This window comes from Rhodococcus tibetensis (genome assembly GCF_024438035.1).
Taxonomy (GTDB): domain Bacteria; phylum Actinomycetota; class Actinomycetes; order Mycobacteriales; family Mycobacteriaceae; genus Rhodococcus_F; species Rhodococcus_F tibetensis.
The window spans coordinates 237,302-258,054 of sequence record NZ_JANFQF010000003.1; the positions used below are offsets into that span (position 1 = coordinate 237,302).

General features: G+C 66.9%; 15 protein-coding genes. 5 read left to right on the plus strand and 10 right to left on the minus strand.

Annotation, left to right across the window (positions count from 1 at the left end; translation table 11 throughout):
* Positions 1 to 5: 5 nt before the first annotated feature.
* From NOF53_RS05275 to aspS, 6 genes are all read right to left on the minus strand, one after another.
* The gene (locus NOF53_RS05275; protein ID WP_255966143.1) at positions 6 to 1,439 is read right to left on the minus strand and encodes a replication-associated recombination protein A; all 1,434 of its coding nucleotides are present in this window, start codon (positions 1,437 to 1,439) and stop codon (positions 6 to 8) included.
* 57 nt (positions 1,440 to 1,496) lie between these two features.
* Positions 1,497 to 2,672 (minus strand): phosphotransferase family protein, encoded by a 1,176-nt coding sequence (locus NOF53_RS05280; RefSeq protein WP_255966145.1) that lies wholly within the window; start codon positions 2,670 to 2,672, stop codon positions 1,497 to 1,499.
* 65 nt (positions 2,673 to 2,737) lie between these two features.
* Entirely contained in the window at positions 2,738 to 3,688 is a 951-nt protein-coding gene (locus NOF53_RS05285; RefSeq protein WP_255966147.1) for a transglutaminase family protein, read from the minus strand.
* A complete protein-coding gene (locus NOF53_RS05290; protein ID WP_374212570.1) occupies positions 3,685 to 6,213 on the minus strand; it encodes a circularly permuted type 2 ATP-grasp protein in 2,529 nt (842 codons plus the stop codon). The genes NOF53_RS05285 and NOF53_RS05290 overlap by 4 nt, the downstream gene beginning before the upstream one ends.
* 62 nt (positions 6,214 to 6,275) lie before the next feature.
* Entirely contained in the window at positions 6,276 to 7,247 is a 972-nt protein-coding gene (locus tag NOF53_RS05295; protein WP_255966151.1) for a DUF389 domain-containing protein, read from the minus strand.
* A gap of 39 nt (positions 7,248 to 7,286) precedes the next feature.
* On the minus strand, positions 7,287 to 9,113 hold the full coding sequence (gene aspS / locus NOF53_RS05300) for an aspartate--tRNA ligase (RefSeq protein WP_255966152.1): 1,827 nt from the start codon (positions 9,111 to 9,113) through the stop codon (positions 7,287 to 7,289).
* Positions 9,114 to 9,258: 145 nt separating this feature from the next.
* Between aspS and ypfJ the strand changes: the two genes are divergently transcribed.
* Together ypfJ and NOF53_RS05310 are read left to right on the plus strand one after the other, a co-directional pair.
* Positions 9,259 to 10,188 (plus strand): KPN_02809 family neutral zinc metallopeptidase, encoded by a 930-nt coding sequence (gene ypfJ / locus NOF53_RS05305; protein WP_255966154.1) that lies wholly within the window; start codon positions 9,259 to 9,261, stop codon positions 10,186 to 10,188.
* Positions 10,189 to 10,223: 35 nt separating this feature from the next.
* Positions 10,224 to 10,655 carry a PPOX class F420-dependent oxidoreductase gene (locus NOF53_RS05310; RefSeq protein WP_255966156.1) on the plus strand — a complete coding sequence of 144 codons (432 nt, stop codon included), beginning with the start codon at positions 10,224 to 10,226 and terminating at the stop codon, positions 10,653 to 10,655.
* Between the two features lie 10 nt (positions 10,656 to 10,665).
* On the opposite strand, the gene NOF53_RS05315 is transcribed toward NOF53_RS05310, so the two are convergent.
* Positions 10,666 to 11,709, minus strand: a complete 1,044-nt coding sequence (locus NOF53_RS05315) for an Rv2578c family radical SAM protein (RefSeq protein WP_255966157.1) — start codon at positions 11,707 to 11,709, stop codon at positions 10,666 to 10,668.
* Positions 11,710 to 11,836: 127 nt separating this feature from the next.
* Between NOF53_RS05315 and NOF53_RS05320 the strand changes: the two genes are divergently transcribed.
* Positions 11,837 to 12,337: a hemerythrin domain-containing protein gene (locus tag NOF53_RS05320; protein WP_255966159.1), complete on the plus strand. Its 501-nt coding sequence runs from the start codon at positions 11,837 to 11,839 to the stop codon at positions 12,335 to 12,337.
* A gap of 264 nt (positions 12,338 to 12,601) precedes the next feature.
* On the plus strand, positions 12,602 to 13,999 hold the full coding sequence (locus NOF53_RS05325) for a WS/DGAT/MGAT family O-acyltransferase (protein WP_255966161.1): 1,398 nt from the start codon (positions 12,602 to 12,604) through the stop codon (positions 13,997 to 13,999).
* A 22-nt stretch (positions 14,000 to 14,021) separates the two neighbouring features.
* On the opposite strand, the gene NOF53_RS05330 is transcribed toward NOF53_RS05325, so the two are convergent.
* The 3 genes from NOF53_RS05330 to NOF53_RS05340 all read right to left on the minus strand — a co-directional run bounded on the left by NOF53_RS05330 (position 14,022) and on the right by NOF53_RS05340 (position 19,990).
* A complete protein-coding gene (locus tag NOF53_RS05330) occupies positions 14,022 to 15,392 on the minus strand; it encodes a wax ester/triacylglycerol synthase family O-acyltransferase (protein ID WP_255966267.1) in 1,371 nt (456 codons plus the stop codon).
* Between the two features lie 1,113 nt (positions 15,393 to 16,505).
* Complete coding sequence (gene helR, locus NOF53_RS05335; protein WP_255966162.1) at positions 16,506 to 18,707, minus strand: RNA polymerase recycling motor ATPase HelR; 2,202 nt, start codon at positions 18,705 to 18,707, stop codon at positions 16,506 to 16,508.
* A gap of 38 nt (positions 18,708 to 18,745) precedes the next feature.
* Positions 18,746 to 19,990, minus strand: coding sequence for a glycosyltransferase (locus NOF53_RS05340; protein ID WP_255966163.1), 1,245 nt, complete (start codon positions 19,988 to 19,990; stop codon positions 18,746 to 18,748).
* Between the two features lie 392 nt (positions 19,991 to 20,382).
* Between NOF53_RS05340 and NOF53_RS05345 the strand changes: the two genes are divergently transcribed.
* Entirely contained in the window at positions 20,383 to 20,661 is a 279-nt protein-coding gene (locus NOF53_RS05345) for a hypothetical protein (protein WP_255966164.1), read from the plus strand.
* The last annotated feature ends 92 nt before the right edge of the window (positions 20,662 to 20,753 follow it).

The following is a 20,753-nucleotide window of genomic DNA, read 5'->3' on the forward strand; positions in this document are numbered from 1 at the left end:
AACAATCAGCTTAACCGGCCCCCCGGACGGGTCTTGCCACGGACGATGGCACGCAACTTGTCGACCCGCGCTGCGATGTCGCGCTCACCCCCGTGCGTGGTGGGCTGGTAGTAGTCGACGCCGACCAGCTCGTCCGGCGGATACTGCTGCGGCAACACGCCGTCCGGGTGATCGTGGGGATAGCGATATCCGACGGCGTTACCGAGTTTTGCCGCGCCGGCGTAGTGCCCGTCTCGCAGGTGCGCCGGCACCAGGCCCGCGTTGCCCGCGGCGACATCCGCCATCGCGGCCCCGAGGGCAGCGATCACTGCCCCCGACTTGGGCGCAGTGGCGAGATGGATAGTGGCCTGTGCGAGCGCGAGGCGGGCCTCCGGCATACCGATCAGCTGCACGGCCTGCGCTGCCGCCGTAGCGGTCTGCAGGGCGGTCGGGTCGGCCATCCCGATGTCCTCACTGGCGTGGACCACCAGCCGCCGGGCAATGAAACGAGGGTCCTCCCCCGCGGTCAGCATCCGCGCGAGGTAGTGCAGCGCGGCATCGACGTCGGAACCACGGATCGATTTGATGAAGGCGCTGATGACATCGTAGTGCTGGTCACCGTCACGGTCGTAGCGGACCGCCGCCTTGTCGACGCTCGCTTCCACCGTGGCAAGGTCGAGCAGTATCGGCCGCTCCGCGTCGCCCGCCTGATCGAGAGCGGCCCCCGCTGCCGCCTCCAGCGCCGTCAGGGCCCGCCGCGCATCGCCCGCCGCCAACCGGACCAGATGGTCCATGGCATCGCCGGCGATCTCGATCTCACCGCCGAGGCCACGCTCGTCGGTGCGCGCCCGCTCGAGCAGGTCCTCGATGTCGTCCGGCGTCAGCGACTGCAGTTGCAACACCAACGATCGGGACAAAAGCGGTGATACGACCGAGAAGGACGGGTTCTCGGTGGTCGCGGCCACGAGAAGAACGATCCGGTTCTCCACGGCAGCGAGTAGGGCATCCTGTTGCGTCTTCGAGAATCGGTGCACCTCGTCGATGAACAACACAGTCTGCTCCCCCGCGAGGAGTCGCCGCCGCGCAAGTTCGATGACGCCGCGCACTTCCTTGACCCCCGCGGACAGCGCCGACAACGCCTCGAAGCGGCGGCCAGTCGCTCCCGAGATGAGCGACGCCAAGGTCGTCTTCCCGGTACCGGGAGGTCCGTACAGCAGCACCGACGCTGCTCCCGAGCCCTCGACCAGACGCCGCAGCGGGGCTCCGGGACCGAGGAGGTGCTGCTGCCCGACCACCTCGCCGAGCGTGCGTGGCCGCATCCGCACCGCCAGTGGAGCGTGGGAATTGACCGCCAGAGGTCCGGGACCGGATGTGGGCGCAGGCTCCACCTCCGGCCGAACGGTCTCGAACAGTCCGTCCGACTCGTCCTCGCCCACTTCCGAACCGAAAAGATCGCTCACAAGTTCGACGCTACTCGGAAGGTGTGCCGGAAACCCACTCCGGTCGGCGGGTCGAGGTCACCCGACGGACAACCCGCGAAGCTTGTCGGCGACGAGGCGGGCCTGGTGCGCGACCACAGTGTTGCCGGCGTGGTCGGCGCTACGCGCCAGCCTGTCCCAGCGCTGGGTCAAGGCCTCCGAACGGGGAACCGACAGGTGATGCTCGCGCACTGCTGCGATGCGGCCGTGATTCTCCGGAAGGAACAGGTAGGTGCTCACCCACACCCAGATCAGCTGGGCTTCGACCATGCGAGTGGCCAGCACGTTGTCGTCGGCGAGCGCAGGCCACATTCCCACCACCTCGGCGCGCCAGGCCTCGATCATGGCCTGCGTTCGCTCGTCGGACAACTCCACGGTGCACAGGCATCCGGGGAAGGAGACCAGGGCGTACGCGATATCGAGCATCGCGTCGCGGAAGCCGCCCCACTCGTAATCGAGGAAACGGACGCCCTCGTCGTTGACCATGATGTTGTCGGGGCACAGATCGGAGGGGCTGAACGCCCGGAATCGGCCACTGTCGAACAATTTCGCGGCGCGCGCCACCTGCGCCGTCATGTCCGCGGACACGTCGACACCCAGGATCTGGGAAAGAAGGCGCGGCACCTCGGGAACCGCGCGATGAACCTGCTCGCCGATGGTGTCGTCGCAGTGCGCTACCTCGGCGCGGCGCAGGAGCGCGGTGAAGTCCTCTTCACGTCCCACCGTGGCCGCATGCATCCGGCCCAGCGCCTGTGCCATGGCCATCAGGGTGTTGGTGACCGTATCGGCGTCGGAATGCTCGAGAAGCGCGCTGATCGGCGAGGCGTCACCGAGGTCGCTGAGAATGAGGAGCCGCGCCTCGAGGTCGGAGGCGAGCAGTTCGGCGCCCGGCCGGCTGTCGGTCGCCAGTGCAGTGGCGAACTGATACGACACGGCCTCACGAAGGAACGCACTGCTGCTGTCGCCCGACAGGCCGTCGGCGTCGACTGACCGTGAGCCGGACACACCGACGTCCTCGCGGAGTTGCTTGATCACCAACGTCCGCGGGAGGGAGAACGGATTCTCGGCCACACGTACGCGGAGCACGATGGTACGACCACTACCGCCGAGGTCGACGGGGTCCACCAGTGTCACGGGTGCCCCGGTACGACGCGTGAGCAGCTTTTCGGCTGCGGCAACTACCTCGGAAACGGGGTCTGCCAGTATTGCAGTCATCGCGGTCCAACTTACCTGCTAGTGACACGGATCATCGAGTCCTCCGCCGGAAGCCTCGGTGAATTTCAGCATTTCGGCTGATCCGGCGCGAGCGGATCGACGGGCGCCACGTCAACCGACACCGCAATGGTGCTGTTTCGTGCCTCTGTGTATATGACTCCGCGCAGTGGCGGCACGTCCGCATAGTCCCGGCCCCACGCCACCACGGTGTAGCGCTCGTCGACGAGTTGGTCGTTGGTCGGATCGAAGGCGAGCCACCGGTCGCCGGGCATCCACACCGCTGCCCAGGCGTGGGTGGCGTCGACACCGACCAGTCTTTCCTTGCCGGGCGGCGGCTGGGTTTCGAGATATCCCGACACGTACCGAGCGGCAAGTCCGTGTGAGCGCAGACAGGCGATAGCGAGCCGGGCGAAATCCTGGCACACCCCAGACCTCTTCGCGAGCACCTCGGCGACCCTGGTGGAGACGGACGTCGACCCCGATCTGTACTGGAAGTCGCGGTGGATGCGGCTCGTGAGGTCGACGACGGCGTCGACGAGTGGACGCTGCGGCGGGAAGCTCACGGCCGCGTAGTCGCGCACGGCATCACTGATCTCGGCGGGCTGCAGATCCAGCACGAAGTCCTGGGCCAGCGCCCCTTCCGTTCCCACCGGCCGTGACAGCTCCCACCGCGAGTTCGCGGGTGGACTGTCGAGCCGGTTCCGCTCCGGCCCGTACACCTCCACTTCGGACTCGGAGGTAACGACCAAGGTTTCGTGCGCGGTGCTCACCTGGAAGTAGAGGTCCCGGTTTCCGTACACGTCCTCGCCGACGGAGCGATCGGCAGGCGCCGGCGAAATCTCCACGGCGGATCGAACACATCGCTGTTCCTCGGTGTCGCGCGGAAGCAGGTAGCAACGGCCGTAGGACGACGACACCGCGTCGGAGTAGGTATAGGTGGTGCGGTGCGTGATCCTGTAACGCCGGAGTACAGGGCGCTCGGTAATCGAGTCCCCGGCTGCAGACGGGTCGGTCATGCGGAGACTCCGCCTGCGGCGGTCCACACCGTCGCACTGCCCCACAGCGGCTGCGTGCCGCCGGGCATCGACAACGGCCCCTTTGACATGACGCCGAACAGTTCGCCCAGCAGTCCGGAGATCTCGGTGGTCAGTTCGATCACGTCGGTGCGTACTCCGGTGTCGTCGATGCGTTCGAAGCGGGCAGGGTCGACCCGGCGCACGGTGTTGAGCATGTCCTCGACGAGCCGCTGCGCCGGCGAAGAGCCGGAGGCGTCGGGCAGTGCCGCCAGGTCGGTCCGCAGCGCCTCGAGCTGGAAGGCGAGCGAGCGGGGGTTGCCTTGGTTGAACAGCAGCAGCTCAGCCACCGCGGCCGGCCGGATGCTCCGATTCCGACGGCGGTACACGACCGAGCTCTCGGTGGCGAGCAGAAGTGTCTCGATCAGGGCTCGTTCGGTCGCGGAGTCTCGCTTGCGCCCCAGCGCGGACGCCACCAGGGTGGTGAGGGTGGACGCCCGCTCGATCCTCTTGCCGATATCCATGACGTGCCAGCCGGTGTCACGGACCAGCGATTCCGCCGACACACCGGACAGGGCGAGCATGCCGCCGAGCACCGCGGATTGCGCCTCGAAAAGCCGGGAGCCGTCGTCGATCGCATCGTCCGAAACCTCGCTCAGCGCGCGTTCCACCGTGCTCAGCACGGCCCAGATGTCGTTCGACAACTGGCCACGTACCGCACGAGCGGCCTCCTCCACGCCTCGGACGGCTCGAGCGAGTGACCCCTCGCGGTCGGGGTCGACAGTGAGGGAACGCAGCTCCGCGTGCACTTGCTGGATATCTGCGGTCGGGTCCGCGCCCGCGGTGTGGGCGGCGGTGGACACGGACCCGCCCCGCTCGGGATCATCCGCGGGCGCATCTCGCAGCTCGGCGACGGTGAGGACGGTGCCGAGAAGAATGGGAAGGCACCCCGCGCCGGCCAGCCACGGCCGGAGCCGATAGTCGCGGTACTTCTCCCCCACCGCGATCATCAGGCGCGCCGATCCCTCGGCCCGCTCGGCGAATCGTCCCATCGAGAACAATTCCGACAGGGCGCGTGGCGAGGCCAGCAGGTCGGACGTCGTCGCCGTGTAGGTGGGCAGCGACTCGATTATGGTGCCCTCACCGGCTTCGGTCGGACCGAGCCGTGGTGCGAATCGAATCCAGACGTCCTTGGCCCCCGCATGCCGGCGATCCCCACGCTCGGCACCCGGAACCAGCGTCGTGCCGAGGCCACCGGCCATGGGGACGTAGCCCACCTGTTGGGCCACCGAGAACAGCCGGACTCCGACGGGTGCGAGGGCGACCTCACCCCCGGCGCCGGCCGAGGGGGCATACGACGGGTCGGGAATCATCTGGCCCACCCAGTGGTCGGGCTGCGCGCGTACCTGATCGCGGAGCTCCGCGCGCGGCGCCTCGTCGAGTTCGGAGGGGACGACGGGCCGCCCATCGCGGACGGCTCGAAGTACCATCGACGAAAAATTGGCCAGAATGTGCGAGAGCTCGGAGCGGTCACCTCCCCAGAACGTCGGCACGGACGGGAGCAACAAATCCTCGTCGAGCAGGTGCCGCGCGAGATCGGGCAGCAGACGGGTGAGTGCCGGATTCTCGAGGATTCCGCTGCCGAGGGTGTTCACGACGGTCACTGCGCCCCGCCGCAGCACCTCGACCAGACCGACCACGCCCGTTCGGGAGCCGGGACGCAGATCGAGGGGGTCGGCGAGTTCGGCGTCGACCCGCCGGATGATGACGTCGATCTGTTCCAGCCGGCCCAGCGACCGCATCCAGACGCGGCCGTCACGAACTACCAGGTCGGCGCTCTCCACGAGCGGGAATCCCAGGACGGTCGCCAGGTAGGCCTGGTCGAACGCGGCCTCGGACCTGGTGCGCGGACTCAGCACCACCACCAGCGGGTCTTCCGTGCCCGCCGGCGCGGCGTCGATCGCCGCGAGTCGCATCGACTGGGCGAACGAGGACAACGGCCTCGGGCCGACTGTCTCGTAGATGCCCGGAACCGCCCGGGCGATCACTCGGCGGTTCGCCATAGCGTAACCGGCCCCGGCCGGGGACTGGGTGTGGTCGCGGACCGCGTGAAAGCTCCCGTCCGTGCCGCGGCCGACGTCGAGTCCGTGGAGAAACAGTTGGTGGCGGCCGGGGATCGTGATGCCGTGGGCCGGCCGGAGGTATCCGGGATGGGCGAATACGAGGCGGGCGGGTACGACCCCTCCACGAAGGAGCGTCATCGGCCCGTACAGGTCGGCAAGGACCGCATCGAGGAGCTGGGATCGTTGGACGAATCCCGCTTCGAGTTGTTCCCATTCGTCGGCCGCAAGGAGAAGCGGCACCGCGTCGATCTCCCACCGAGACGGTCCGGTGGCAGCTTCCGATCCGTCGAGCGGGTTGTAGGTGATGCCGTGGTTGTCGACGAGGAGCCGGATACGGGACTGCAACCGGCGCACGGAGTCGGTATCGGCACCGAGGAGGCCGGCACCCACCTCGGTCCACGGCATGCGAACACTCCCGTCGGCGCCGAACAGTTCGTCGTATCCCGGGCCGCGGTGCGGCGTCGTGGTCACCGGGGCCTCCGGATCTGCTGCACACGTCCATTTCGTGCCTCGGTGAGGAGTCGACCGGCGCCACTACCCGGGCGCAGCCGCAGCGCCAGCACCAGCACACCGGCGACAACGATCCCGACCATGTTGATGCCCAGCTGAAGGGCGGACTGTGCAGCGATGCGCCACTCGCCGATCGTCACGGCGACGACGGCGAATCCCGCCGCCGGCACGGTGGTGACCGAGATGAACACGCCCACGAGGGCCGCGGACTTGGCGGATACGAGGGCGAGCATTCCGGCAGCACCCGCGAGGACGGCAACCACCAGGGAGAGTGGCCCCACCTTGTAGATGTAGTCGACCTGATCCTGGGCATCAAGGCTGTCGAGAGCCATCCACCCGATCCGTTCCATCAGTAGCGTGGCGATCAAGGTTGCAGCCATGGCGAACGGAAATCCGAGAAGCAACGCAAACAGCGAGCGTCGCGCCAGACCGAGTTTGCGCCGCGCCAAGGCCACTGCGAGCGCGGCCAGCGGACCGAATTCCGGTCCCACGACCATGGCGCCGACGATCGTGATCGGCGAGTCCGTCACAACTCCTACCGACGCGAGCAGGCACGCGATCGTCAGGAAGGCGAGAAACGTACCGTTGAGGGTCGACTCCTCGCGGGTGCGGCTGACGAGTTCCTCCCATACGACGCTGTCGGCCGGATCACCGGGAGCCGCCTTCTCCGCCTCGTGTGCAGCCTTGGACAGGACCGTCTCGACCGGGACCATGGTGATCGCACCCATGTGCTGGATGTCCAGGGCTTCGAACGCGTCGATCACCGCGTTGGCGGCCTCGCGGGCAACATCGGCTTGGATGACGTCCCCGGCCGGGTCGATCGCCGCATCGCGCAGCACCACCACGTGGGTGGCACCGGGCTCCGCGGCGAGCACACCGAGTACGTCGTCGGTCTGCTCGGCCGGGCAGATCACTCGTAGATGCAACATGACGTCCCCCGGCTGTCCGCGTAGTCCCGGTCGATCGATCTACTTCTCGGCGGCCGCGTCCTTCGCCACCGGTGCTGGGCCACCCTTCGCGCCGCCATCGCCCTTCGGCTCCGGCTTGGCGTCCACACCCGACTCCTTGCGCTGCTGCGCAGTGATCGGGGCGGGAGCCTCCGTCAGCGGATCGACGCCGCCGCCGGACTTCGGGAACGCGATCACCTCACGGATGGAGTCGACACCGGCGAGCAGGGCCGTGATGCGGTCCCAGCCGAACGCGATTCCGCCGTGCGGCGGTGCACCGAACGCGAAGGCGTCGAGGAGGAAACCGAACTTGTCCTCCGCCTCCTCGTGGGAGATTCCCATCACCGCGAACACGCGTTCCTGAATGTCCTTGCGGTGGATACGGATACTGCCGCCGCCGATCTCGTTGCCGTTGCAGACGATGTCGTAGGCGTACGCGAGTGCCGACCCCGGGTCGGTGTCGAACGTGTCGATCGACTCCGGCTTCGGCGAGGTGAAGGCGTGGTGCACGGCCGTCCAGGCGCTGTAACCGAGGGCGACGTCGCCGCTGGCAGTGGCGTCAGCGGTCGGCTCGAACAGCGGCGCGTCCACGACCCACACGAAGGCCCACGCTTCGGGGTCGATCAGGTTCTGCTTGCGGGCGATCTCTCCCCGGGCCGCGCCGAGCAGCGCACGCATCGGCTTAGTGGCCCCTGCAGCGAAGAAGATGCAGTCACCGGGCTTCGCGCCGACGTGGTCGCAGAGTCCAGCGCGCTCGGTGTCGGTGAGATTCTTCGCCACCGGACCGGTGAGGGCGCCGTCCTCGCCGACCAGCACGTACGCAAGGCCCTTGGCGCCGCGCTGCTTCGCCCACTCCTGCCATCCGTCGAGCTGACGCCGGGGCTGTGCGGCACCACCGGGCATGACCACAGCGCCCACGTACTCCGCCTGGAACACCCGGAAGGTGGTGTCCTTGAAGAACTCCATGCATTCGACGAGTTCGATGCCGAAACGAAGGTCCGGCTTGTCGGAACCGAACCGCCGCATCGCCTCGGCGTACGTCATCCGCGCGATCGGGGTCTTGATCTCGTGGCCGACGAGCTTCCACAGTGCACTCAGGACTTCTTCGGCAAGCAGAATCACGTCGTCCTGGTTGACGAAGCTCATCTCGATGTCGAGTTGGGTGAACTCCGGCTGACGGTCCGCACGGAAGTCCTCGTCGCGGTAACAACGCGCAATCTGGTAGTACCGCTCGATGCCGCCGACCATGAGGAGCTGCTTGAACAGCTGGGGGCTCTGCGGCAGCGCGTAGAAGCTACCCGGCTGCAGTCGGGCGGGGACGAGGAAGTCGCGCGCACCTTCGGGCGTCGACCGCGTCAGCGTGGGTGTCTCGACCTCGACGAATTCGTGGTGGGCGAGAACGGCGCGGGCAGCGGCATTGACCTTGGACCGCAACCGAATGGCGTGGCCCGGGCCCTCCCGGCGCAGGTCGAGGTAGCGGTACTTCAGGCGTGCTTCCTCACCGGCCTGGTCGTCGAGCTGGAACGGCAGCGGCGCGCTCTCGTTGAGGACCTCGAGGTCGGTGACGTTGACCTCGATGGCCCCGGTGGGGATCTCGAAGTTCTGGTTGCCCTCCGGCCGGACCTCGACGATACCGGTGACCTTCACGCAGTACTCCGCGCGCAGTCGATGCGCCTGTTCGGCAGCAGCACCCTCACGGAACACCACCTGCGACACGCCCGAGGCATCACGCAGGTCGATGAAGATCACCCCGCCGTGATCACGACGCCTGGCAACCCAACCGGTGAGGGTAACGGTCTGCTGGGCGTGCTCGGCTCGCAATGAACCGGCGAGATGTGTGCGCAGCACGGGATTCCTTTCGAAACATGGGGCAAGCTTCTACGTTGGCTGAGATCCTACGGAGACAGTGTGCGTGAGCGGAAACTCATACCCGCTTCACGTGCGATGCTCGAGCGACCGATACCGCAATATTCGACAGAGAAAGCGACGACACATGACCTTCAACGAGGGCGCCCGCATGGACTCCGGCCGGGTGTCGGTCGGGGGTGGGGGCGGAGGTGGTGGCCTCGGTGGCAAATTTGCGATGGGCGGCGGCGCCGGCGGCCTGATCGTGCTGGTTCTCGCTCTGTTGCTCGGCGGCGACCCCGGATCCCTTCTCGGTGGGCTGAGTGGGGCCACCGACCCGTCGGCCCAGAGTCCCGGCACCAGCCTCGAAGACTGCGAGACAGGCGCGGATGCCAATCGCGACGTGAACTGCCGGGTCGTGTTCACGGTCGGCAGTCTCGACTCGGTGTGGGGGCAGGAACTCGGTACACAGACCGGGACCGACTACATCGCGCCCGAGGTTGTGCTGTTCTCCGGCGCGGTGAACACCGGGTGTGGAAACGCCACCAGCGAAGTCGGCCCGTTCTACTGCCCGGCGGATTCGACGGCCTACTTCGACACCAGCTTCTTCCAGCTCCTCGTCGACCGCTTCGGATCGAGCGCCGGGCCCCTCGCCCAGGAGTACGTCGTGGCGCACGAGGTCGGCCACCACATCCAGAATCAGCTCGGAGACATCGGCCGGGCGCAAACCGATCCGCGCGGAGCCGACTCGGCGGCAGTCCGGACCGAATTGCAGGCCGACTGCTACGCCGGCGTGTGGGCCCACTTCGCCGACACCCTCCCCGCACCCGACGGCGGGCCCCCGTTCCTGAACACGCTCACCGACACCGACATCCAGGATGCGCTGTCCGCAGCCTCATCGGTGGGCGACGACCGGATCCAGCAGTCCGCGGGCGGAAGGGTCAATCCCGAAGGGTGGACGCACGGCTCCTCCGAACAACGCCAGAAGTGGTTCGTCACCGGATACCGGACGGGCCGGGTCGAAGCTTGCGACACCTATTCGGCCCGCGATCTCAACAGCCCGCCCGCACTGCGCTGACCAGCCCCAGTCCCGGCAGCCGACGAGGAGACGCCATGTCGTTCACCGATCAAGAAATCGCCTATCTCCGGTCACAACCTGTCGCAAGGGTTTCCACGGTCTCCCCTGACGGGCAGCCCGACGTGGTTCCGCTCGCGTTCGAATTCGACGGGACATATTTCTGGATCGGTGGTTCCGGGCCTTCCGTGACCGGGACGCGGAAGTTTCGCAACATCTGTGCTGGCAACGTCAAGGTGGCCTTGGTGGTCGACGACCTGGTGTCGTTCGATCCGTTCGTTGCCCGCTCCATCCGGATTTACGGTGTGGCCGATCAGCCGATCGAGCGCGACGGCATGGTCGGCCCGGGTATGTATGTGCGCATCACACCGACGATCTCCTGGAGCTGGAACATGGCGGGCGAGCCTGCCGGCACCGAATGGTATGAACCGACGCGGACGGTCCACCTGGCGCCCGACGAGGACTCCTGAATGGTTCCGATCAGAACAGGGTGAGCGTGGATCCGGTACGGCCGGCTTCGACGAGGTCGCGGCGCTCGGTCGCGGCCCGACTGGCCGATCCGGCGTCACGATGTTTCGCCCGCCCGCCCAATCCGTGGCGCTCGACGAGAGGGTCGACGCGCTCCTTCAGCCAGGAGTTGTATTCGGGTGGCACGTAGGCGGAGCGCCCGTACAACTGCCGGTACTGCCGTATCAGTGCAGGATGCTCGGTGGCGAGCCAATTCATGAACCAGCCTTTGGTGCTCCCCCGCAGATGCATCGGCAGCACCGTCGCCCGGGATGCTCCCGCCGCGGCGATCGCCTCGAGCAAACCATCGAGGTGCCGCGCCGAATCCGTCAGGAATGGGATAACCGGGGCGACCATCACATTGCACGTCATCCCCGCATCCGTGATGGTCCGGATCAGATCGAGGCGGGCCCTGGGCGACGGAGTGCCGGGTTCGATCGACTTCTGCAGATCGGCGTCGTGAATGGCCAACGACACGCCGATACTGACCGGGACCTGTTGTGCAGCCAGGGTCAAGAGCGGAAGGTCGCGTCGCAGCAGCGTTCCTTTCGTCAGAATCGAGAAGGGTGTCGCCGACTCGGTCAGTGCCCGGATGATCCCCGGCATGAGCCGGTACCGGCCCTCCGCCCGCTGATACGGGTCGGTGTTGGTGCCCAACGCTACGTGCTCGTGTTTCCACGACTTGCGGTTCAATTCTTTCCGAAGCACTGCCGCAACGTTCGTCTTCACCACGATCTGACTGTCGAAATCCCGCCCGGCGTCGAGATCGAGATACTCGTGGGTGGGCCGGGCGAAGCAGTAGCGACACGCATGTGAGCACCCCCGAAAGGCGTTGACCGTGTAGCGGAACGGAAGCTGCGACTCGTCGGGTGTCTTGTTGAGCGCACTCTTGCACAACACTTCGTGAAAGGTGATGCCCTCGAAGTCCGGCGTCTGCACGCTGCGCACCAGCCCCGCCCGCTCGAGCCCGGGCAACGCTCCGTCGTCCGCGTCGAGCGCTTGCCCATCCCACCTCATAGGTACATGCGAACATGTGTTCTAACCGGTGTCAAGGGGGGCCGAAGTTCGACCGCGCGTAGCGACGTCGACAGCGGGGTACTCGCGGGAACGTCGACCGCCCGACTACATCCCCTGCGAGGTATCCATGTCCACTGACGCCATAGTGCTTCTGCGAAACGACCACAAGGCAATCCGGAAACTCTTCCGCGAGTTCCGCAGCGCCGGCCCTGACGCCGAAACCGAGAAGGGGCGCATCGTCGACCAGATCATCGAGGCGCTGACCGTGCACACCTACATCGAGAACGAGTGCATGTACCCCGAGGTGCGCAAGCTCGCCCCCGATCTCGAAGACGACATCCTGGAGTCGTACGAGGAGCATCACGTCGCCGATGTCCTGGTGATGGAACTTGCGGCCATGAAGCCCGACAACGAGCGATTCGACGCGAAGACCACTGTTCTCATCGAGAGCGTCGAGCACCACATCGAAGAAGAGGAACAGGAGTGGTTCCCGAAAGTTCGGGAAGAGTTGGGGCGCAAGCAGCTTCAGGAGATGGGCGCACGACTGCTGGAATGGAAGGAAAAGGCACCCCGCTCGCCCGCACAGCCGTCGGCGTTGAAGAAGACGGTCGACGCCGTCATCAAGTGACGTCCCGATCGTCGTAACTGCGGGCGCTGGACCTCGCTCGCCCGACAAAGCGTGTGCACCAGGGACTGAACGGGACCGGGGATTGGACGTGTGCCTAGTAGCGCGGCCAGAGCACCATCGTGTACAACAGTGATGCGGGTCTGTGATGCAAACCACACCTCCGTGTTACCGAACGAGACCGGCTACCTGGAATCGAAACACTCTCCTCCCGGAGATCGCAGTGGCAGTGCGGATCCTCCGCCGGGGAAGGAAAGGACACCCTGCATGCCCCTGCCGATGTCGCCGACCGATTCACTGTTCCTACTCGGCGAGTCGCGGGAGCACCCGATGCACGTCGGGGGCCTGGCCGTGTTCACGCCTCCGGACGGCGCCGACGCCGCCGGGGTGCGGGCGATGTTCGAGACGGCGATGGTCGCCGACGAGGTCGCCCCGACGTTCCGCAAACGCGCACGGCGCTCGGTGACCACCCTGGGCCAGTGGGGCTGGGACACCGCCACGGATGTCGACCTGAACCATCACGTGCATCGCCACGCCCTCCCCCGCCCCGGCGGCATGCCCGAACTGTTGGCGTTGGCGTCACGGTTGCACGCCGGTCTGCTCGACCGCAGTCGGCCGCTGTGGGAGATGCACCTGATCGAGGGTCTCGCCGACGGCCGTTACGCGGTGTACACCAAGATCCACCACGCCCTCGCCGATGGCGCCTCCGCGATGAACCTGTTGCGCCGCAGTATGAGTGAAGACCCCGATCGACAGATGATGCCCGCCCCCTGGCAACCCGTGCCCGCCCCGACCGGCGACGCATCGCGCTCCACGTCGCCGTTCCTGCCCGGGGTTATGGATGTGCGGGCCTTGCCGGGCCTGGCGCTGCGGGGCGCCCGCGAGGTCGCAGGTCTCGCTCCGGCCTTGGCCGACACCGTGGACCGTGCCTTGCGCGCCCACGGCGGGCCGATGTCGATGCGTGCACCGCACACCGTCTTGAACGTCCCTATCGGCGGGGCTCGGCAGTTCGCCGCACAATCCTGGCCGCTCGAGCGAATTCGATTGGTCGCCAAGCACGCCGACGCCACCGTCAATGACATCGTCCTGGCAATGTCCGCCGGAGCCTTGCGCACCTACCTCGATGATCTGGGCGCCCTGCCGGACGAACCGCTGATCGCGATGGTTCCGGTCTCCCTGCGCGCCGCCGACGCCGAATCCCAGGGTGGCAATCGGGTGGGGGTCTTGATGTGCAACCTCGGCACCCATCTGCCCGACCCCGGGGCGCGACTCGAAACGATTCGGACCTGCATGCATGAAGGCAAGCAGGCCCTGCGCGCCATGAGCCCGTCCCAGGCACTGGCTATGAGCGCCCTCGGAGCCGCTCCGCTCGGCTTCGAGATGCTCGCCGGCCGGCGGGGGCCGCTGCGCCCACCGTTCAACCTGGTGATCTCCAATGTCGCCGGCCCCGACGGTCCCCTGTACTGGAACGGCGCCCGCCTCGACGCCCTGTACCCGCTGTCGATCCCGGTGACCGGACAGGCACTGAACATCACCGTCACCAGCAGCGACGACCATCTCGTGTTCGGGTTGACCGGATGCCGATCCGCGGTCCCAAATCTGCAGCCGATGCTCGACCACCTCGACACCGCACTCGTCGCCCTGGAGGACGCCGTCGGCCTGTAGCACCCTCCGCCCGAGGATCCGGTCACCGGCCGGCTGCGTGGGCCGCGGCATCGAGCTCGGTCAGGGCGGTGTCGAGGTGGCCGACGATACGATGCAGGTGCGGCACCGCGATGCGATCGCCCACGACACCGACGTGCAGCTCCCCGGATCGGCTGGTGAGAGTAATACTCAACGCCTGTCCGCGCGCGAGGGCGGGGACGGGGTAGACCGCGTCGAGGCGGGCCCCGTTCCAAAACCGCGGGCGGGTCGGGCCTGGGGTGTATGAAATGGTCACGTTGAAAGGTGGCGGGATGTCATCGAGCACCCGCCGGACCGGTTCGAGCATGATCGGACTCAAGGTGAGGGCGCTGACCAGCTGGAACTGGGAACGGCCGAGGGCGGCGACGACACGACTGGTATGAGCGACGGAGTCCGCGATCCGCGCCAATCGCGCGAGTGGGTTGTCTTCGTCGGTGCCCAGCGACACCACCATCGCCCCGATCCCCCGGCCCGCGGCACCGATGGTGGGACCCTCACCGAAGTCGAGCGGGACCGGCAGCATCGCTGTCAACGGCGCATCGGGGAGGGCGTACTGCTCGAGCAGATACTCGCGGAGGGCTCCCGCGCACATCGTCAACACCACCACCTCCAACGGGGCGCCGGTGCAGGCGGCGAGCCGGCGCAGGGGCTTCAGCGGCCAGGACCGGACGGCCACCTTCCGCGCGCGCCCGGTCGGAGCGTTGAAGATCGTCGGCGGTGACTGCAACGGCAACGTCAGGTGCTCTTCGGTCAGTCCGCGGTAGCCCGTCCGCATCAGGGTGGGGACAGTGGCGGCCAACTCCCACGTGAGGCTGAGGCCGGACCGCAGCATCATGCGCGGGCCGAGGGAGGGATGCCGCGCTGGGGCCGCGACCGACGGACTCCACGGCGCCGGGCAGTCGCGGATACCTGGGTCGACCGAGAGCGTGCGGTGCAGCAACCGCAACCCGGAGGCGCCGTCCGTCAACGACAGATGGAACTTCGTGTACACCGCGGTGCGCCCGTCGGTCAGGCCTTCGATGACATGCATTTCCCACATCGGATGCTGCGGATCGAGCGGCATCGAATGCATCTGTGAGACCAGCGACAGCAAGTCGGCCATGGTGCCGGCGCCAGGCACTGCGGTGTGGCGCACGTGATATTCGAGATCGACCTCGTCCTGGGAGCGCCACCACGGATACCCGTGCAGCAGACGGATCGGGCGTTTGCGGAACAGTTCCGAGACCTCGGTGTGTGCGCGCAGACGCTCGACCATGTCGGCGGCGTGGGCGCCTGGCGCGGTGCCGGTCTGCGGTTCGAACAGCGTCAGGGTGGCCACGTGCATCGGGTGCGACGGGGATTCGAACAGCACGAACATCGCCTCGGTCGGACTCATCGGCGCCAGTCCGCCGAACCCAGCTCGCACACCGCACCTCCCGACTCTGTGGTCCCAGCACAGCACACCGCGCCCACGGGGGCCCCGCTTTTCCGCCGAGACCCCACGCTGGACGCCGCGGCTCCCACGCAGCCACACTATTCACCCAGCTCGAAGAGCCCGCCTCGGGAGTGACTGATCCACCGTCCAAAATATTTGGGCGAGTGTTCGAATCGGTGCACGAGCAGTGATCGACGGGAATCTCACGCGATGTGAACGCATCTATGCGCGGTAGGGCGCGAAAAGTATCCGCACCCGTTGATCCCTGCCATTCGAAAGACGATGCCGGCCCGTTAAAAACAAGATGCTGGGCATTGCGGTGGACCGGTACTCGCGCGTATATTAGACCTTGCGGATCGAGAGAGTAGTCGGCAACGGTGAAAGACTCGTGAAGCAGAGATCCGGCCGAGAATGTGAGAGCATTCCCGGCCGAACCCCTGTTTGGGGTAGCTGCTCTTCCAACCGGGTCGATTCCCGCTCTCCGTCGAGGTGTAGTGCCTTCCGGGTCGAGGTGTAGTGCCCTCCGGCCGAAAGGGTCAGGCGGCCGGAGGGACTGGCTGTCGCGGAGTTGCCGTCCGAGGTCACGCGGCAGCACATACGCCGGATACCCGCATCTGCCGGGATTACTCCTCAGTCGAGGGCGGTCTGTTCAGTGCGCCCACCTGGTGATGTCACCTTGTAGGTCGTGCCATGGTCCTTCAACCGGTCGAGGAGCTCCCGGCAACTCGCGACGGCCGGTTCGTCACGTGTCAAGGATCGGGGTATTTCGTGAGATTAACCTGTTCGCGGTGCGCCACTACCCCGGCAGTGGCATATTTCAGACCATGCCGAAGTACAAGGTGACTCGTCGCGACGGAACATCGAGCGACCGAACCTTCGACTCTGACTTCCAGGCGATCAATGAGACTCACAGGCCTACCGCGGCTCCAGCGGGCATCGTTCAGATCGACCGTTATGAGGACGGCGGAGGCTCGAGCGACGTGTGGTCGGCTTCCCCGCGAGGCCGAGCCGACCGCGCTTAGGTGGTCATCCGGCGGCGAGCTGGACACACCCAGGGCCGATACACGCGTATCGCTATGCCGACCGCTGATCTCCGGCCTGGGCGGGTGTCCCGATTTCGGCGAGTCCGATCAGCGCCTGCGGCAAGGGCCCCTGATGCAGCACGCCGAGACGCTGGGTGGCGCGGGTGAGAGCGACGTAGAGTTCGGCGGCGCCGCGTGGACCGTCGGCGAGGATCCGTTCCGGTTCCACGACCAGGACGGCGTCGAACTCCAAGCCCTTCGTCTCCGACGCCACCACCGTGCCCGGGACACCCGGTGGCCCGATCACGATGCTGGTTCCTTCACGTCCGGCTTCGTCCCGTACGAATTCGCCTATGGCAGAATCTACTTCATCCTCATCGACCCGCCTGGACCACGGCCGCACACCGCACGCGCGGACCGATTCCGGTGGCGTGATCCCGGGTGCGAACTCGGCGAGCAGCGCGGCAGCGACGGTCATGATCTCCGCCGGGGTTCGGTAGTTCACCGACAGCGACCTGTAGACCCAACGTCCGGGCACATACGGCTCCATCATGGCCTCCCACGAGGTTGCTCCGGCCACCGACCGGCGTTGGGCGAGATCGCCCACCACCGTGAAAGATCGGCCCGGGCAGCGCCGCATCAGCACCCGCCAGTCCATCTCGGACAGTTCCTGGGCTTCGTCGACCACGACGTGTCGATAGGTCCAGTCCCGGTCCGCCGCGGCGCGTTCTGCGAGTTCCCGGGTGTCGCGGCCCCGGAAGCGGTCCGCCAGATCTTCGGCGTAGAGCATGTCCTGGGCGAGCAGATGGTCCTCATCGTCCATCAGGTCCTCGCGGCTGATCATGAGGTCCAGCACGCCGGCAGCGTACTCGGCCTCGTCCTTGCTTTCCCTCTCTGCAGTCTGGTCGACGGGCTTGTCGCGGCCCAAGAGGTCGACCAGTTCGTCGAGGAGCGGCACGTCCGACACCGTCCAGGCGTCGCCGTCGGCGCGCCACAGCGCCGGCGCGGCACCCGCCGCGACCAGCCGTTCGGGCGATGTGTACAGCTGTGCCAGCAGTCCTTCCGGCGTCAGGATGGGCCAGAATTCGTCGAGCGCGGCGGTGAACATGTCATGGTCCGCCAGCTCCTCGAGGAGGTCCTCCCTCAGCTGCTCCCACGCTTCGAGATCGTCCCGGGTCAGCCAGCCCCGGCCGATCCGGGCTATCGCCCGTTCGGTGAGCGCCCACGTGACGATGTCGCGGAACACCGCGCGGGCCTCGTTGTGTGGCAGTCCGCTCCCGCGCGCCTCGTCCCTGGCCCACTCGGCGGTTCCGGCGTCGATCCGCACCGTGACGTCCGACAGTTCGATCGGCAGCGGGTCTTCCGGCAATCGCTGGCAATCCGCGACCGCCGCCGCGAGCACGTCCAGGATTTTCAGCGAACCCTTGAGCCGCGCGGCCTCTGGGGTGTCCTCTGCGGTGACGCGCAGACCGGGCACGAGGTCACCCGTCGTCATGAACACCACGTTGGTCTCGCCCAGCGACGGGAGAACGCGGCCGATATGATCCAGGAACGCCGGGTTCGGCCCGACCACGAGCACACCATGGCGTTCCATCCGCTCCCGCTGCGTGTAGAGCAGGAAGGCGACGCGGTGCAGCGCCACCACGGTCTTCCCTGTCCCCGGACCCCCCTCTATCACCAGCACCCCGGAGTGGTCGAGCCGGATGATCTGGTCCTGTTCGGCTTGGATCGTCGCCACGATGTCGCGCATCCCGTCACCGCGGGGCGCGTTGACTGCCGCAATGAGGGCCGCGTCCCCTCGCTCGCCACCATCGGGGCGGCCGAGCACCTCGTCGGTGAAATCGAGCACTCGACGCCCGCGTGTGTGGAATTGGCGGCGCCGCCACGTGTCTTCCGGGCTCGCGGCGGTGGCGACGTAGAACGCACGCGCCGCCGGTGCCCGCCAATCGAGCAACAGCGGTTCGAACTCGTTCTTCTCGTCGAAGAGGCCGATCCGGCCGATGTACGAATGTTCCCCTGACAGACTGTCCAACCGACCGAAGCACAGGCCGTTGTCGGCCACGTCCAGCCGCTTCATTTCTGCGGCCAGCGCGCGCACCTCGACATCACGTTCCATGGGTGTCCCGCCGTTTCCCCGCAATGCCGCGCCGTATTTACCTTTCACTCGCGCCCGCTCGGCGTCGATCCGTGTGTAGAGCCCGGCCACGTAGCTCCGCTCGGACCGCAATTCCTCTTCGTACCCCTGATGTGACATGTTCCCCCTCTTCATCCGGCTCGACGATTACACGTGGTTCATGCGGGTACCGGCGGCTTGTCTCGGTGGATAGCGTCGAGCAACCGTGTCGCAGCTACCGACGCCCCGTCGGTGCGGATCGCGCGTGCCACGGCAACTGCCCGTGCACGGGTCTCGGCGGTCAACGCCGTCTCGAGTGCAGCCGACAGAGATTCGATGGTCGGAGTCGGACCGTCATGTGCCGCGCCGATGCCCAGGTCAGCAACCCGGCCGGCCCAGTAAGTCTGGTCCACTGCCTGTTGAGGCACCACAATCTGCGGCGCTCCCGCAAGGGAGGCCGTTGTCGTGGTGCCCGCGCCGCCGTGGTGCACGACGGCGGCCACCCGGCCGAACAGTGCCTGGTGGTTGATCTCACCGACCGCGACGCAGTCGTCCCGGTCATCGATCAGGGCCAGGTCGGCCCAGCCCCGGGAGACGAGTGCGCGGTGGCCCTGTGCGCGTATCGCCTCGATGGCCACCTGGCCGACGTCGTTCGAGGCGTGCATGGGCATGCTGCCGAAGCCGACGTATATGGGTGGTGGGCCGGCGTCCAGGAACGCCTCCAGTTCTTCCGGGAGTGGGCGTTCGTCCGGCAGGATCCACGCGCCGGTCTGTACCACCTCGAGATCAGCCGGCTCCTGCCACGGACCCAGGGTCGGGTCCGTGGCCAGCCAGGGGTGATCGGTGAAGACATGATCGCGGAGGTTGTCCAACCGTGGCAGGCCGATCGAAGCCCGGTGGGTATTGAGTGCTTCGCCGAACAGTGCGTTCGCGCTCTCGGCGTCCAGGTCCCACAGCACCCGGTTGTCGGTAACCTGAGGTGGAAGCGGCCTGCCCGGCCGCGGGTGCGGTGGGTGGTGCGGCGACGGTAGGGTGACCGGCTGGTAGCTCGCGTACACGAAGTGAATGCCCAGTTTCTCGGCCACCGACTGCGCGCCGGCCGCGGCCGGCAGCAGGCCGGTCGCCACCAACGCATCACATCCCTCGGCCGCTGCGCCGACCGTGTCGAACTGTGCGGCGATCAACTCGGCGGCCCTCTGGGGCACGCCGGCCGCCGATGGCGGCGTCGCCCCGGTCACCAACTCGCGCAACGGGCGACCGACCGGAACCAGCGGCACGCCGACATCGGCAAGCCGCTCCGCGAATTCCTCGTCCGGCGGCGCGCACACCCGCACCTCTGCGCCGAGTGCCCGCAACTGCACCGCGAATGCCAGCAGCGGTTCGACGCCCCCACGCGAGTCATACGTCGACAACAACACGCGCATTTCGCTGCTCCATTTCCTCGGGTCCTGGCCTAGGCCGACGATTCTGCGGCACACCCGGGGTCTTGCCGCAAGCCCCCCGGTGCGCTATAAGTTGAGAGTGGAAGGAGGAGGAATTCTCCTTCCCGTTCTTCGCCTGCGGTGGATGGATGCCGTCGCGCCAACTCGCACGAGAGCGGCGGGCGACACCACACCAACTCGGATCAGACGCCCACGAACGGTTCTGCGGACCAGAGCGTGGATCCTCGGATCCGAGAAAGGCCCGCCAACGGGCAGCCGCATCCAGCACAATGGCTACCGGACGAAGCACGACAGGTTGCCCGAGGGTCGTAGCAGCAATCTCGAACAGCCTTTTCCCACTACGGAATAGCGTCTGAGTCAAAGGAGCAGACCCCATGCCCGTTCCACAGCGCAAATTGTTGCAATCCGTCCAGGATCGCACCACCGAGCTGCGGAGATGGTTGGATACCGGCGACAACAGCGCGGCACTGACGGCGTATCTACGCGACGAGCCGGTCGATGACCGGTGGCTTGCCGCCTATGAGCAGCTCCAGCGCGATCTCCTCACGGCTGTCGGACACGCCCACGCGCCCGAGGCGTCGAACAGGGAAGCCGACCAGCACCATTGCAGACGCACCGTGACAAGAACATCCCCGCCGTTCACCAACCGATAGCGACCGGGATAACGAGTGTTCCCGAAACAGTAACCGAATAAACGTTTTCGAGCCCCAACGTCCTTACGCCGCGGCACAGCCCGCAGATGATC